15 protein-coding genes are annotated in these 13,191 nt (G+C 71.7%); 7 read left to right on the top strand and 8 right to left on the bottom strand.

The window, feature by feature from the left end; translation table 11 throughout:
- Window positions 1-17: 17 nt before the first annotated feature.
- From MKW14_RS23720 to MKW14_RS23740, 5 genes are read right to left on the bottom strand one after another with little or no spacing between them, the layout of a single operon-like run.
- Window positions 18-686 (bottom strand): ABC transporter, encoded by a 669-nt coding sequence (locus MKW14_RS23720; protein ID WP_240865188.1) that lies wholly within the window; start codon window positions 684-686, stop codon window positions 18-20.
- Window positions 677-2,200, bottom strand: a complete 1,524-nt coding sequence (locus MKW14_RS23725) for an ABC transporter permease (RefSeq protein WP_240865190.1) — start codon at window positions 2,198-2,200, stop codon at window positions 677-679. The genes MKW14_RS23720 and MKW14_RS23725 overlap by 10 nt, the downstream gene beginning before the upstream one ends.
- Entirely contained in the window at window positions 2,197-3,051 is an 855-nt protein-coding gene (locus MKW14_RS23730; RefSeq protein WP_240865192.1) for an ABC transporter ATP-binding protein, read from the bottom strand. Before MKW14_RS23730 ends, MKW14_RS23725 begins: the two co-directional genes overlap by 4 nt.
- The gene (locus MKW14_RS23735) at window positions 3,048-3,863 is read right to left on the bottom strand and encodes a cupin domain-containing protein (RefSeq protein ID WP_240865193.1); all 816 of its coding nucleotides are present in this window, start codon (window positions 3,861-3,863) and stop codon (window positions 3,048-3,050) included. The genes MKW14_RS23730 and MKW14_RS23735 overlap by 4 nt, the downstream gene beginning before the upstream one ends.
- Window positions 3,860-4,399, bottom strand: coding sequence for an RNA polymerase sigma factor (locus tag MKW14_RS23740; RefSeq protein ID WP_240865194.1), 540 nt, complete (start codon window positions 4,397-4,399; stop codon window positions 3,860-3,862). The genes MKW14_RS23735 and MKW14_RS23740 overlap by 4 nt, the downstream gene beginning before the upstream one ends.
- Window positions 4,400-4,921: 522 nt before the next feature.
- On the opposite strand from MKW14_RS23740, the gene MKW14_RS23745 reads away from it, so the two are divergent.
- From MKW14_RS23745 to MKW14_RS23755, 3 genes are read left to right on the top strand one after another with little or no spacing between them, the layout of a single operon-like run.
- Window positions 4,922-7,159, top strand: a complete 2,238-nt coding sequence (locus MKW14_RS23745) for an RNA degradosome polyphosphate kinase (RefSeq protein ID WP_240865195.1) — start codon at window positions 4,922-4,924, stop codon at window positions 7,157-7,159.
- Window positions 7,140-8,198: a CHAD domain-containing protein gene (locus MKW14_RS23750; protein WP_240865196.1), complete on the top strand. Its 1,059-nt coding sequence runs from the start codon at window positions 7,140-7,142 to the stop codon at window positions 8,196-8,198. The genes MKW14_RS23745 and MKW14_RS23750 overlap by 20 nt, the downstream gene beginning before the upstream one ends.
- Window positions 8,195-8,614, top strand: coding sequence for an NUDIX hydrolase (locus MKW14_RS23755; RefSeq protein WP_240865197.1), 420 nt, complete (start codon window positions 8,195-8,197; stop codon window positions 8,612-8,614). Before MKW14_RS23750 ends, MKW14_RS23755 begins: the two co-directional genes overlap by 4 nt.
- A gap of 12 nt (window positions 8,615-8,626) precedes the next feature.
- Here MKW14_RS23755 and MKW14_RS23760 read toward each other — a convergent pair whose 3' ends face one another.
- The gene (locus MKW14_RS23760) at window positions 8,627-8,776 is read right to left on the bottom strand and encodes a hypothetical protein (RefSeq protein WP_240865198.1); all 150 of its coding nucleotides are present in this window, start codon (window positions 8,774-8,776) and stop codon (window positions 8,627-8,629) included.
- 119 nt (window positions 8,777-8,895) lie between these two features.
- On the opposite strand from MKW14_RS23760, the gene MKW14_RS23765 reads away from it, so the two are divergent.
- A complete protein-coding gene (locus MKW14_RS23765; RefSeq protein ID WP_240865199.1) occupies window positions 8,896-9,720 on the top strand; it encodes an SCO4651 family lipoprotein in 825 nt (274 codons plus the stop codon).
- Between the two features lie 182 nt (window positions 9,721-9,902).
- The gene (locus MKW14_RS23770) at window positions 9,903-10,100 is read left to right on the top strand and encodes a hypothetical protein (protein ID WP_240865201.1); all 198 of its coding nucleotides are present in this window, start codon (window positions 9,903-9,905) and stop codon (window positions 10,098-10,100) included.
- On the opposite strand, the gene MKW14_RS23775 is transcribed toward MKW14_RS23770, so the two are convergent.
- Window positions 10,086-10,436: a metal-sensitive transcriptional regulator gene (locus tag MKW14_RS23775; protein ID WP_276621582.1), complete on the bottom strand. Its 351-nt coding sequence runs from the start codon at window positions 10,434-10,436 to the stop codon at window positions 10,086-10,088. The two genes, MKW14_RS23770 and MKW14_RS23775, sit on opposite strands and share 15 nt — an antisense overlap.
- Window positions 10,437-10,636: 200 nt before the next feature.
- On the opposite strand from MKW14_RS23775, the gene MKW14_RS23780 reads away from it, so the two are divergent.
- Together MKW14_RS23780 and MKW14_RS23785 are read left to right on the top strand one after the other, a co-directional pair.
- Window positions 10,637-11,257, top strand: a complete 621-nt coding sequence (locus tag MKW14_RS23780; protein WP_188289463.1) for a DUF47 domain-containing protein — start codon at window positions 10,637-10,639, stop codon at window positions 11,255-11,257.
- A gap of 7 nt (window positions 11,258-11,264) precedes the next feature.
- The gene (locus MKW14_RS23785) at window positions 11,265-12,263 is read left to right on the top strand and encodes an inorganic phosphate transporter (protein WP_240865202.1); all 999 of its coding nucleotides are present in this window, start codon (window positions 11,265-11,267) and stop codon (window positions 12,261-12,263) included.
- Between the two features lie 150 nt (window positions 12,264-12,413).
- On the opposite strand, the gene pstB is transcribed toward MKW14_RS23785, so the two are convergent.
- Complete coding sequence (pstB, locus tag MKW14_RS23790) at window positions 12,414-13,190, bottom strand: phosphate ABC transporter ATP-binding protein PstB (RefSeq protein ID WP_240865203.1); 777 nt, start codon at window positions 13,188-13,190, stop codon at window positions 12,414-12,416.
- Window position 13,191 lies beyond the last annotated feature (1 nt).

Here is a 13,191-nt window from a genome sequence, read left to right on the forward strand (position 1 = left end):
ACCCAGCGGGCCCGTGCTCAGACGCCGGACGGGCTGAGCGTGCGTGACCGCCGTCCGATGCGCATCCTGCGCACCGGCTCGGGCAGACATGCCACCAGCGTCACCACCGCCCCCGCCAGCAGCCACGCCCACCGTTCGTGTGCCGCGTGCCAGTTGCTGTCCTGGGGCCACACGAACAGTTTCCAGCCGGCGGGGAGCAGGTGGGGGGTCACCACCGCCGTGAGGAGGTAGGCCGCCGCCACCGAGGGGCCGGGGCGGGGCTCGTTCGTCCAGCGGAGCGCGACCGCGCCGGCCAGCAGGGCCAGTACGCAGGCCGCCGCCGCCTCCAGGGTGACGTCGCCCACCGGGGGCCGTACGTCCGAGGGGACCAGGAGGACGACCGCCGTCCACCACAGCGCGGTGAGCGGGGTGACAAGGGCGATCCGCAGACCGGTGCGCAGGGCGCGCCGGGTCGGCACCGTGGCCGTCGTGTGGCGGGCCGGGTCGTCCAGGAGGAAGGTCAGGCCCAGCGCGTGGGCGAGGACGGCGGCGCGGAGCAGGGTGAGCGCGGGCCAGCCGTTGGCGTCGCCCCCGCCCCACCGCAGCGCACCGGCCAGCAGCAGCCCGAGGGCCGCCGAGGCCGCCAGCCCCCGCCAGGGCAGGGTCCGCCAGACGGGGAGCGTCAACTCCCGGATGGTCAGTCGCACTTGTCCTGCTCCTTCGGCGCCTTGACACCCAGCAGCTCCGCCGCTCGCGCGCTCGTGACCTTCGGTGTCGTCAGTTCGGCCCAGTGGGACTTCACCTTCGCGGCCACGGACTCCCGTGGCTGGTCGAGGAGTTCGCGTACGACGGAGGTCTGGCCGGACGTCATGTTCATCGGGTTGGTCGGCGAGAGGACGATCGCCGAGCCGGTCACGCTGTCGTCGAGGCGGACGTTGCTCAGCGACTTCACGGGGTCGGGCAGCCAGTTCAGGGCGAGCCACATGATGGTGACCATGCGGCCGTCGCACAGCCCGCTCGTCGCCTTCTCGCTGCCGGTGACCAGCACGGACGACACGGCGGCGGAGAACTCGGGGACACGCGGGCCGCCCCAGCCGGTGCCGACGGTGACCTGGTGCGGGTTGGCCGAGGGGTCGATCGCGCCGTCGGACGCGAGTCCGTCGGTGGCGTAGACGCGCTGGCGGACGAGGACCGGCTGGGTGCGCGCGCTGCCGCCGGCCGAGGAGCGGACGTGGTCCACCACGGACGCCCAGGTGGCCGTGCGCGGCTTCCACTCCGGGAAGGCGCAGTACGTCGACCCGTCCCGCCGCACGCAGACCTGTTGCTTCTCCGGCGCGTTCGTGGCCCGCGCCCGAGCGACCGTCGTACGGTCCGGCAGCGCGCCCGTCTGGACGATCCCGCCGGTCAGCGCGAGGGCCAGCGCCGCGGCGACGGATCCCATCAGGACCGGGCCACGGCCACCGGCCACGAGGACCGCCACCAGGGCCACGGTCAGGGCGAGGCCCAGCAGATACAGGGCGTGCCAGGCGGCGGGCCGGTCCATCAGGCCGGAGGGGATCGCGGTGCTGGTGTTCTCGCTCACGATCGGCGTCAGCCAGCGCGTGCCCCGCTCGCCGCTGCCCGCGGGGAAGGCCCCGCCGAACAGCAGGAAGAAGAGGAGCACGATCGCGAGCGGCGCCGCGAGGACCGACGAGAACAGCCGGGCGAGCAGCACCCCGAACGCGCCGGCCAGCAGCGCCGTCAGCGGTCCGACGAGCAGTTCGCCGACCGAGGCGGTACCGACCGCACCGGACCCAAGGGCCATCCAGCCGAACTGGGCACCGACGCACACCGCGACGAGCAGCACGACCGGCACCACGGACAGCGCGTGGCCCGCCGTGCGCTGCCACGGCCGCAGCACCAGCACCGCGAAGTGCCGTTCGGTGTCGCGGCGCGCGGATCGCAGCATCGCCTGGTTGACGCAGACCAGCAGCGCCAGGGCGATCAGCATCGGCCCTGACTGGGTGGCGCGGTCGGCGTCCTGGAGGGCGGGGTAGCCGTTCTCGAAGTCCGGGGTGCGCCAGACGATCCAGGCGATGTACAGCAGGAAGGCCAGCAGCATCGGCGCGCGCAGCAGCAGTCGCCGCGCCTCGAAGAGGGCCAGGGCGAGGACGGCCGCCCAGGGGGTGCGCCGGGACTCGGTCCCGGTGGCCGTCGGGGTCTGTGCCAGGACCGTGCTCACGCGGACACCTCCGCCTCGTCCAGGGTCAGCAGGTAGCCGTCCTCCAGGGTGGGTTCGAGCAGGTCGGCGCCGACGGGCGGCAGACCGACGTTGCGGAAGGAGCCGGTGCCGGTGCGCCAGCCCGCCTTCGCGCCCGGGTCGCGTTCGGTGCTGCTCCACACCCGGCCGGCGGCCCGCGCGGTCAGCTCGGCGGGAGTGCCGTCGAAGCGGATGCGGCCGCCCGCCATCACCAGGACCCGGTGGCAGAGCATCGCCACGTCCTCGGTCTGGTGGGTGGAGAGCAGGACCGTACGGCCCTCTCCCGCCTGGGCGATCAACTCCCGGAAACGCATGCGCTGTTCGGGGTCCAGGCCGACCGTCGGTTCGTCCAGGACCAGGAAGCCCGGGTCGCCGATCAGGGCGGCCGCCAGCGCGACCCGCTGGCGCATCCCGCCGGACAGCTTCTTGATGCGCTTGCCGCGCACCTCGCCGAGGTCGACCTGCTCCAGCAGCCGGCGCACCTCGCGGTGACGGGCGCCGCGGTCGGTCAGCTCCTTCAGGATCGCCACGTAGTCGACGAACTCGAAGGGCGTGAAGTCCGGGTGGAAACCGGGGGTCTGGGGGAGGTAGCCGAGCGCGCGCCGCACCTCCTGGCGGCCGGCCGAGGTGGCCGGGTCTTGCCCGAGGACGGTGAAGGCGCCGCCGTCGGCGGGCAGGGCGGTGGCCAGGACCCGCAACAGGGTCGTCTTTCCCGCCCCGTTGGGGCCGATCAGGCCGGTGACGCCCGGGGTGAGCCGCAGCGACACGTCGTCGAGGGCGTGGGTGCCGCCGTAGCGCAGGCTCAGCCCGGAGGCGGAAACGGTGGGTGTCATGCGGCGCTCCCCTGGAAGCGGTCGAAACGGTCACGTACGAGGAACAGCAGCCCGCCGGCGAGCGCGGCGACCGCCGCCGCCACCCCCTGGCCGGCCGCCGTGAACGGAAGAAGCGTGCTGCCGGCCTGAACGGCGTCGGCGACGACGAGCAGACCCACCCACGCGCCGCCGACCAGCGCCGGCGCGAGCACCGGGCCGAGCCGGGCGGAGAGCGCGAGCCCGGCCGAGGTGAGGGCGAGCGCGGGCAGCAGCCAGGCCAGGGCGCGCAGGCCCAGACCGGGCAGGGCGAGCGTGGCCAGACCGCCGAGCGCGAGACCGGCGGCGAGGACGGCGACCGTGCGGATCATCAGCAGCCGGAACCCGTGCATGGGGGAGACCACCGCCATCTCGTACGTCGGGTCCAGCACGGGCCCGTACGACAGCGCGACCCCGGCGAGGGGCAGCAGCGGCGCGAGGGCCAGGAAGAGGGTGACGGAACCGGTGCTCTGGGCCGCCAGCACGGACATCACCAGCACGGCGACGACCGCGCCCAGCCAGGAGCGGCGCAACACGGGCGTCGCCGCCAGCAGCCGCGCGGTGTGGTCGGCGACCCCGGCCCGTACCAGCAGCCGCTCGAACAACCCCGGCCGGGGCGCGTCCAGTTCGGCGTCCAGCCGCTCCCAGGCCGCGTCGACCGACTCACCGACCTCGGCGAGCACGGCCCGGCACTCGGCGCAGTCGACCAGGTGCGTGTCGGCGGACCACAGCGCGGGCGGCGACAGCTCCCCCTGGCTGTAGGCCCGCAGGTCCTCGGCATCCACATGCCATGTCATGCCAGCGCCTCCCTCAGCTGCTTGCGGGCGCGCATCGCCCGTGTCTTGACCGTCCCCGGCGGTATGCCGAGCAGGACGGCCGCCTCGCGGGTGCTCAGCCCGTCGATGACCGTGGCCTGCAGGACCGCCCGCAGTTCCGGCGACAGCCGGACGAGGGCGCCCGCGAGGTCCCCGTGCTCGACCCCCGCGAGCACGCGTTCCTCCGCGGACGCCTCGTCCCGGTGCCGCAGCCGCGCCAGCGCCTGCCGCAGCCGCCCCCGTGCCCCGTCCCCGCGCAGGGCGTCGATCAGCCGCCGCGAGCCGATGCGCCACAGCCATCCGGCCACGTCACCGTCCTCGCGGTAGCGGGCCTTGCCCCGCCAGATCGCGAGGAACGTCTCCTGTACGACGTCGTCGACCACGCCCGCGTCGGCGCACCGGCCGCGCAGCCGGGCGGTCAGCCACGGGGCGTACCGCCGGTACAGCTCCTCGAAGGCGCGCCGGTCCCCGTCCGCGGCGGCCCGCAGCAGCTCCCCGTCGCTTCTCGTTTCGCTCACGTCCCCTCATCGCACGAGCCCCCCGGATCGGTTCACCGGATCTTTCTTGACTTTCGCAGGCCCTCCGGCCCCGCCCGCTCGAACCGGGAACCGGCTGCCCACCGCCCGCGAGGTGGTCGAGACCACCACCATCGACACGCGGGCGCGAGGACGTCGACGCGCTGTCCACCGCCGTACTCGACGAACACTTCCCGAAGGGGGACCTCAGCCGCGCCGACGTGTGAGGCATCCGGCCCGCGTATTCTCGGGGCGGCTTCTCGGGGCGGCTTCCAGCCACTCCTCACGGTCCTCCGGCCCGCGAGGACGCCCGGGAGCCGCTCCGCGATATCCCGCACGCCATGTCGCCGTAACCAACGGTTCAGACGGGCTTGCGACGCTCGGCCAATGACGCCCTCCGTGCCGGAACCTTCGCCGCCCCTCGACGGGCCCGCGGGGAACGGGGACGCCCTCGGCTCCGCGTACGCGCTCCCGCCCGCGTTGTCCGACGCGCCCGTATCGCCCGTGGCGCGGAAGAATGGGTTCATGAGCCAGTCAGAAACCCAGGCACAGGTCCAGCACGCCCAGCCCTCCGTGGGCTCCATAGCCGCGCACCGCCCGCACGTGGCGGCCACGGTTTCCGACCTGGAACCCGATATCCCGGACATCGACGCCGATCTCGATGCCTACGAGGAGTCGCAGGTCGACGGGGTCCAGCTGCCGCAGGGACGCTTCCTCGACCGGGAGCGCAGCTGGCTCGCGTTCAACGAGCGGGTCCTCGAACTCGCCGAGGACCCGAACACCCCCCTGCTGGAGCGGGCCAACTTCCTCGCGATCTTCGCCAGCAACCTGGACGAGTTCTTCATGGTCCGGGTGGCCGGTCTGAAACGGCGCATCGCCACCGGCGTCGCCACCCGCTCCGCCTCCGGCCTGCAGCCGCGCGAGGTCCTGGAGATGATCTGGGCCCGCTCCCGCGAGCTGATGGCCCGGCACGCCGCCTGTTACCACGAGGACGTCGCCCCCGCCCTCGCGGAGGAGGGCATCCACCTGGTCCGCTGGAGCGAGCTGACGGAGAAGGAGCAGGCCCGCCTGTTCACGCTCTTCCGGCACCAGATCTTCCCGGTCCTGACCCCGCTGGCGGTCGACCCGGCGCACCCCTTCCCGTACATCTCCGGCCTCTCCCTGAACCTGGCCGTGGTCGTGCGCAACCCGGTCACCGGCCACCGGCACTTCGCCCGCGTCAAGGTGCCCCCGCTGCTGTCCCGCTTCCTGGAGAGCTCCCCGGGCCGCTACGTCCCCATCGAGGACGTCATCGCCGCCCACCTGGAGGAGCTGTTCCCGGGCATGGAGGTGCTGGAGCACCACGCCTTCCGGCTCACCCGCAACGAGGACCTGGAGGTCGAGGAGGACGACGCGGAGAACCTGCTCCAGGCGCTGGAGAAGGAGCTCATGCGGCGCCGCTTCGGTCCGCCGGTGCGCCTGGAGGTCGAGGAGTCCATCGACCGCGAGGTGCTCGACCTGCTGGTGCGCGAGCTGAAGATCTCCGAGGCGGAGGTCTACCCGCTGCCCGGCCCGCTCGACCTCACCGGCCTCTTCCGCATCCACGGCCTGGACCGGCCGGAGCTGAAGTACAAGAAGTTCGTCGCCGGCGTCCACCGCGACCTCGCCGAGGTCGAGTCGGCCTCCGCGCCCGACATCTTCGCCGCCCTGCGCACCCGGGACGTGCTGCTGCACCACCCGTACGACTCCTTCTCCACCTCCGTGCAGGCCTTCCTGCAGCAGGCGGCCGACGACCCGGACGTCCTCGCCATCAAGCAGACCCTGTACCGCACCTCCGGCGACTCCCCCATAGTCGACGCGCTCATCGACGCCGCCGAGGCCGGCAAGCAGGTGCTGGTGCTGGTGGAGATCAAGGCCCGCTTCGACGAGCACGCCAACATCAAGTGGGCGCGCAAGCTGGAGGAGGCCGGCTGTCACGTCGTCTACGGCCTGGTGGGCCTCAAGACGCACTGCAAGCTGTCCCTGGTGGTCCGCCAGGAAGGCGACACCCTACGGCGCTACAGCCACGTCGGCACGGGCAACTACCACCCGAAGACCGCCCGGCTGTACGAGGACCTCGGCCTGCTCACCGCCGACCCGCAGGTGGGCGCCGACCTCTCGGACCTCTTCAACCGCCTCTCCGGCTACTCCCGCCGGGAGACCTACCGCCGCCTGCTGGTGGCCCCCAAGTCCCTTCGCGACGGCCTGATCGCGCGGATCAACAAGGAGACCCAGCACCACCGTGCCGGGCGCCCCGCGTTCATCCGCATCAAGGTCAACTCGATGGTCGACGAGGCGGTCATCGACGCGCTCTACCGGGCGTCCCAGGCAGGCGTGCCGGTCGACATCTGGGTCCGCGGCATCTGCGCCGTGCGCCCGGGCGTCACGGGCCTGTCGGACAACGTCCGGGTCCGCTCCATCCTCGGCCGCTTCCTCGAGCACTCCCGGGTCTTCGCCTTCGGCAACGGCGGCGAGCCCGAGGTGTGGATCGGCAGCGCCGACATGATGCACCGCAACCTCGACCGCCGTATCGAGGCCCTGGTCAGGGTCACCGACCCGGCCCACCGCGCAGCCCTGAACCGGCTGTTGGAGACCGGCATGTCCGACACCACCGCCTCCTGGCACCTCGGCCCGGACGGCGAATGGATCCGGCACGCCACCGACGCGGACGGCCAACCCCTGCGAAACGTCCAGGAGATGCTCATAGACGCCCGGAGGCGCCGGCGTGGCACAGCAACACCTTGACCCGACGGACCCCGCGGCCGGGCCCGCCCCCACGGGTGACACCCTCGCGGGCTATCTGCGGGCCCAGGCCACGGAGTTCCTCCGTGCTCTGCGGCAGCACCGGGAGACCGGGACGGCTGCCGCTTCCCACGGCACGGAGGAATCCGTCGACGCGGCGCGCGCCCTGCGCCGCTCGGTCCGCCGCATCAGCGGCACTCTGCACACCTACCGCCCCCTGCTGGAGGCCGACTGGTCCGAGACCCTGCGCCCCGAACTGGCCTGGCTGTCCGGGACGTTGTCGATGGAGCACGCCTACGAGGCACGGCTGGAACGCCTGTTGCTGGCCCTGCACCGGCTGTCGGGCGCCGCGGTGTTCCCGGCCCAGGCGGTCGGGGTCGGCGCGGTCGGCGGCCGCGGCGACAACGGGGGCCAGGAGCGCGGCAATCTCACGGTCGGCGCGGCGAAGGCGGGCGCCCTGCTCGAACGCCAGCTGACCCTCGCCCGGACCCGCGCCCACTCCACCGCGCTGCAGGCCCTGGGCTCCTCACGCTTCCACGCCGTCGCCGACAAGGTGGCCGTCCTCGCCAGCGAGGTCCCCCTCACCCCCGCCGCCCACGCCACGGAGCTCGGCCCGCTGGCCGCCGCGGCCGAGGAACGCCTCACCGACGCCATCGCCGCGCTCCCCCTGGTCACCGCGGGCCACCCGTACAACGCCGAGGCCCTCGTGCACGGCCTCTCCCCCGACCCCAGCCCGCACCCCCAGGACGCCCCCTGGCACCAGGTCCGTCTCCTGCTGCGGCTGCACCGCTACGCCCGCGAGACGCTGTTCGGCACGAACGCGCCCGTCGACGTCCGTCTGCTCACCGCCGGGCAGGCACTCGACCGGCACCGGGACGCTTCGGAGGCGGCCGCCGCGGCGGCCTCGGCGGCCCGGACCCCCCGTATCGCCCCGGCGACGGCGTACGCGCTCGGGGTGCTCCACGCGGACCAGCGGCACGAGGTGGAAGCGGCCCGGTTCGCGTTCCAGCAGTGTTGGCAGAAGCAGGTGGTGAGTACGTGAGCGCGAGCCCCGACAGCGACAACACCCTCGTCCAGGCAGCCGGTTGCGTCCTGTGGCGCCGTTCCCCGGTCGACGGCGAGCTGGAGATCTGCCTCGTCCACCGGCCGAAGTACGACGACTGGTCCCACCCCAAGGGCAAGTTGAAGCGCGGCGAGGACCCGCTCACGGGCGCGCTGCGCGAGGTCGAGGAGGAGACCGGGTACACCGCCGATCCCGGCGTGGAGCTGCCCAGCATCCGCTACATGGCCAACGGCCGTCCCAAGCAGGTGCGTTACTGGGCGGCCGAGGCGACCGAGGGCCGCTTCGTCCCGAACGACGAGGTGGACCGCATCCTGTGGCTCTCGCCCGCGGCGGCCCGCAGCCGGCTCACCCAGTACCGCGACCGCACCCTGATCGACGAACTCCTGCCGCTCTGAACGGCGTCGGGGTCAGTCCCGCACGAGCGCCACATGCCCCTCGGCGTCCGTGCGGGCCTGGCTGCGGGCTCTGCGCGCCGGACCGCGCCAGCCGCAACTACACCGGGCAAAACAGAAACGGCCCTGTTCGACCGTTGTCGTGCGATGTTCGTCCTGCGCCACGCTGACAACGTTACTCACCCCCAGTAAAGAGTTGGTGTGCGCGTGACGGCCCCACCCACCCCTCGTTAAGCGGAACGACAGGGGGTACGGGACTCACGCACCGGCTGGGGTGGGCGGCGATGGCGAAGCGGCAGGGCAGGGCGGGTGGGGCGGTCGCCGCGGGCATCGCGGTCTGTCTCGGGGCCGCCGGCTGCTCCGGCAGCGGCGCCGTCACCGAGGACTCCCGCGCCGCCGACGCCGTCCCGCTGCTGCACCGGGCCGCCGACACCCTGGTGGCCGCGGGCACGTCCAGGGCCGCGACCGCGATGGAGATGGCCGCGGGCGGCACCCGCGTCACCATCCGCGGCCGGGGCGTGTACGACTTCCGGGGCCGGCTCGGCCGGCTGACGGTCCGCCTGCCGCAGGACCCGACCGGCGCCGACGAGCACCGCCCGATCACCGAACTCCTCGCGCCCGGAGCCCTGTTCATGAAGAACCGCGGCGCCGGGGTGCCCGCCGACAAATGGGTCCGCGTCGAGACGGCCACCCTGCCCGACGGCAACCTGGTGACCGGCGGCGCGACCGACCCGTTCGCCGCCGCCGAGCTGCTGCGCGGCGCCCGCACCGCCGTCTACCTCGGCAGGACCGAGCTCGCGGGGACCGACGTACGGCACTACCGCGGCACCGCCGACCTCGCGCTCGCGGCGCGGGGGGCCGCCGGGGACGCCCGGGGGTCCCTCGCCGCGGCGGCGAAAGGGTTCGCCAGCGCCGACGTGCCGTTCGACGTCTACCTCGACGACCAGGGCCGCATCCGCAAGATGCGGCTCCGCTTCAGCTTCGCCGGGTCGCGGCACGGCCGGCCCGTCGCGGTCGCGTCGACGACGCTGCTGTACGACTTCGGGGCCCCCGCCGCCGTACGCCTGCCGGCGTCGAAGGACATCTACGCCGGGAAGATCGAGGAGTAGCGGTGTCCGCCACCTGTCCTTCCCGGGTCCTCCCCCAGTCCTTCCCGCAGTCCTTCCCCCAGTCCTTCCCGCAGTCCTCCCCGCGAAGGAGGGCGGGCGGCGCAGAACTAGCCCTTACGTGCCATGCGCCGTGTGTAGGCCGCTCCCTACTCTAGGAAGTCGGTGACGGCAGAGATGAGGTGATGCACGTGGCTCCGGTCGGCGGTACGGCAGTTCAGGACCACGTGGCCCTCGCCGAGATCGAGCTGTGCGGAGAGCTGATCATCGCGGCCTCTGCCGCGGGCGGGGACCGGCTCAGTCTGGAGAGCATCGACCAGGTCCTGAAGGTGGCCGAGGAACGCGAGGACGTCCCCGGCGCCCCGCGCTCAGGTGCGCAGTAGACGGGCGATGGCCTTGGTGGCCTCGTCGACCTTGGCGTCGATCTCGTCCCCGCCCCGCAGAGCCGCGTCGGCGACGCAGTGGCGCAGGTGCTCCTCCAGCAGCTGCAGCGCGAAGGACTGCAGGGCCTTGGTGGACGCGGAGACCTGGGTGAGTATGTCGATGCAGTAGACGTCCTCGTCGACCATCCGCTGCAGACCGCGGATCTGGCCCTCGATCCGGCGCAGCCGCTTGAGGTGTTCGTCCTTCTGCTTGTGGTACCCGTGTGTCATGTTCTGTGCGGTTTTGTCCACCGCGCTGTCGGAGGGCGCCGTCGCGCCGGCCTCGGTGGTCGTCATCGCGTCCTCCCGTAAGACGTGCGGACATATACCCCAGGTGGGTATATGGTACCGAACTTTGCTGGGTATAGGGCCCTTGGTACGCCCCCGTGCGGATCACTCTGCCCGATGGGCGACACTGGTGGGCGGCCCATTAGCCGTGGCCGGATGATGCACCTAGCATCAGCCTGACCGAAACCGATGCACCCCGAGGACCCCTTGTGCGCTTTCGTCTGACCCCCAGGGAGACGAGCTTCTACGACATGTTCGCCGCGTCCGCGGACAACATCGTCACAGGCTCGAAACTCCTGATGGAACTGCTCGGGGCGGACACCTCCGCCCGGGCCGAGATCGCAGAGCGTATGCGGGCCGCGGAACACGCAGGTGACGACGCCACACACGCGATCTTCCACCAGTTGAACTCCTCGTTCATCACGCCCTTCGACCGCGAGGACATCTACTCCCTCGCATCGTCCCTCGACGACATCATGGACTTCATGGAGGAGGCCGTCGACCTGGTCGTCCTCTACAACGTCGAGGAACTGCCGAAGGGCGTCGAGCAGCAGATCGAGGTGCTGGCGCGGGCGGCCGAACTCACGGCCGAGGCCATGCCCAACCTGCGCACGATGGACAACCTCACCGAGTACTGGATCGAGGTCAACCGCCTGGAGAACCAGGCCGACCAGATCCACCGCAAGCTGCTGGCCCACCTCTTCAACGGCAAGTACGACGCGATAGAGGTCCTGAAGCTCAAGCAGATCGTGGACGTCCTGGAGGAAGCGGCGGACGCGTTCGAGCACGTGGCGAACACGGTGGAGACCATCGCCGTCAAGGAGTCCTGAGGCGTCCATGGACACCTTCGCCCTGGTCGTGACCATCGCGGTCGCGCTCTTCTTCACGTACACCAACGGCTTCCACGACTCGGCGAACGCGATCGCCACCTCCGTCTCGACCCGGGCCCTGACGCCCCGGGCGGCCCTCGCCATGGCCGCCGTGATGAACCTCGCAGGCGCCTTCCTCGGCTCCGGAGTCGCCAAGACCGTCAGCGAGGGCCTGATCGCCACGCCGTCCGGCTCCCAGGGGATGGCCATCCTCTTCTCGGCCCTGGTCGGCGCGATCGTCTGGAACCTCATCACCTGGTACTACGGCCTGCCGTCCTCCTCCTCCCACGCCCTGTTCGGCGGCCTGGTGGGCGCGGCACTCGCCGGCGGTACGACGGTCCACTGGTCCGGGGTCCTGGACAAGGTCGTCGTCCCGATGTTCCTGTCCCCCGTCGTCGGCCTGGTCGTCGGCTACCTGGTGATGCTGGCGATCCTGTGGATCTTCCGCAGGACCAATCCGCACAAGACCAAGCGCGGCTTCCGCATAGCGCAGACCGTGTCGGCCGCCGGCATGGCCCTCGGCCACGGCCTCCAGGACGCCCAGAAGACGATGGGCGTCGTCGTCATGGCACTGGTGATTTCCGGCCACGAGACGTACGGCGACCCGATCCCGGTCTGGGTCAAGCTCGTCTGCGCCGTCATGCTCTCCCTGGGCACCTACGCGGGCGGCTGGCGCATCATGCGCACCCTCGGCCGCAAGATCATCGAGCTCGACCCGCCGCAGGGCTTCGCGGCGGAGACCACCGGCGCCGCGATCATGTTCTCCACCGCGTACATCTTCAAGGCACCGGTCTCCACGACCCATGTCATCACCTCGGCCATCATGGGCGTCGGCGCGACGAAGCGCGTGAACGCGGTCCGCTGGGGCGTCGCCAAGAACATCGTCCTGGGCTGGTTCATCACGATGCCGGCGGCGGCCCTGGTGGCGGCGGGCTCCTTCGGCCTGGTGAACCTGGCGTTCCTGTAGAAACCCGTTCCTGTAGGAAACCCGTTCCTGTAGGAATCCCGCCCGCGGGCTTTTCCGGTACGACGACGGGCCCGCCCCCGGGAGCCGGGGGCGGGCCCTTCATCGTCCTCGCGGTGGCACCGCCATGCAGCACCGCGAGGGGTCTTGGGATCAGCCGAAGCGGCCGGAGATGTAGTCCTCCGTCGCCTGGACCGATGGGTTGGAGAAGATCCGCTCCGTCTCGTCGATCTCGATCAGCTTGCCGGGCTGCCCGACCGCCGCGAGGTTGAAGAACGCCGTACGGTCCGAGACACGCGCCGCCTGCTGCATGTTGTGCGTCACGATGACGATCGTGAAGCGCTCCTTCAGCTCACCGATCAGGTCCTCGATGGCGAGGGTGGAGATCGGGTCGAGGGCGGAGCAGGGCTCGTCCATCAGCAGCACCTTCGGCTCGACCGCGATCGCGCGGGCGATGCACAGACGCTGCTGCTGGCCGCCGGACAGGCCCGAACCCGGCTTGTTCAGACGGTCCTTGACCTCGTTCCAGAGGTTCGCGCCCTTGAGCGACTTCTCGACGATGTCGCCGAGCTCGCTCTTCTTGACGTTGCCGTTGAGCCGCAGCCCCGCCGCCACGTTGTCGAAGATCGACATGGTGGGGAACGGGTTCGGCCGCTGGAACACCATGCCGACCTCGCGCCGCACGGACACCGGGTCCACCCCGGGGCCGTAGAGGTCCTCGTCGTCGAGCAGTACCTTGCCCTCGACCCGGCCGCCCGAGGTGACCTCGTGCATCCGGTTCAGCGTGCGCAGGAACGTCGACTTGCCGCAGCCGGACGGGCCGATGAAGGCCGTCACCGTGCGCGGCTCGACGGTCATCGAGATGTCCTCGATCGCCTTGTGGGAGCCGTAGTAGGCGGTCAGTCCGCTTACGTCGATTCGCTTGGCCATG

Origin of the sequence: Streptomyces gilvus, from assembly GCF_022513565.1 — a bacterium.
GTDB classification, from domain to species: Bacteria; Actinomycetota; Actinomycetes; order Streptomycetales; family Streptomycetaceae; genus Streptomyces; species Streptomyces gilvus.

Bases quoted from the DNA above. Each gene is read 5' to 3' on its own strand.
- MKW14_RS23730 (WP_240865192.1), bottom strand. From the start codon at position 3,051: ATGACACCCACCGTTTCCGCCTCCGGGCTGAGCCTGCGCTACGGCGGC.
- MKW14_RS23735 (WP_240865193.1), bottom strand. From the start codon at position 3,863: ATGACATGGCATGTGGATGCCGAGGACCTGCGGGCCTACAGCCAGGGG.
- MKW14_RS23745 (WP_240865195.1), top strand. From the start codon at position 4,922: ATGAGCCAGTCAGAAACCCAGGCACAGGTCCAGCACGCCCAGCCCTCC.
- MKW14_RS23765 (WP_240865199.1), top strand. From the start codon at position 8,896: ATGGCGAAGCGGCAGGGCAGGGCGGGTGGGGCGGTCGCCGCGGGCATC.
- MKW14_RS23770 (WP_240865201.1), top strand. From the start codon at position 9,903: ATGCACGTGGCTCCGGTCGGCGGTACGGCAGTTCAGGACCACGTGGCC.
- MKW14_RS23775 (WP_276621582.1), bottom strand. From the start codon at position 10,436: ATGACGACCACCGAGGCCGGCGCGACGGCGCCCTCCGACAGCGCGGTG.
- MKW14_RS23785 (WP_240865202.1), top strand. From the start codon at position 11,265: ATGGACACCTTCGCCCTGGTCGTGACCATCGCGGTCGCGCTCTTCTTC.
- pstB (WP_240865203.1), bottom strand. From the start codon at position 13,190: ATGGCCAAGCGAATCGACGTAAGCGGACTGACCGCCTACTACGGCTCC.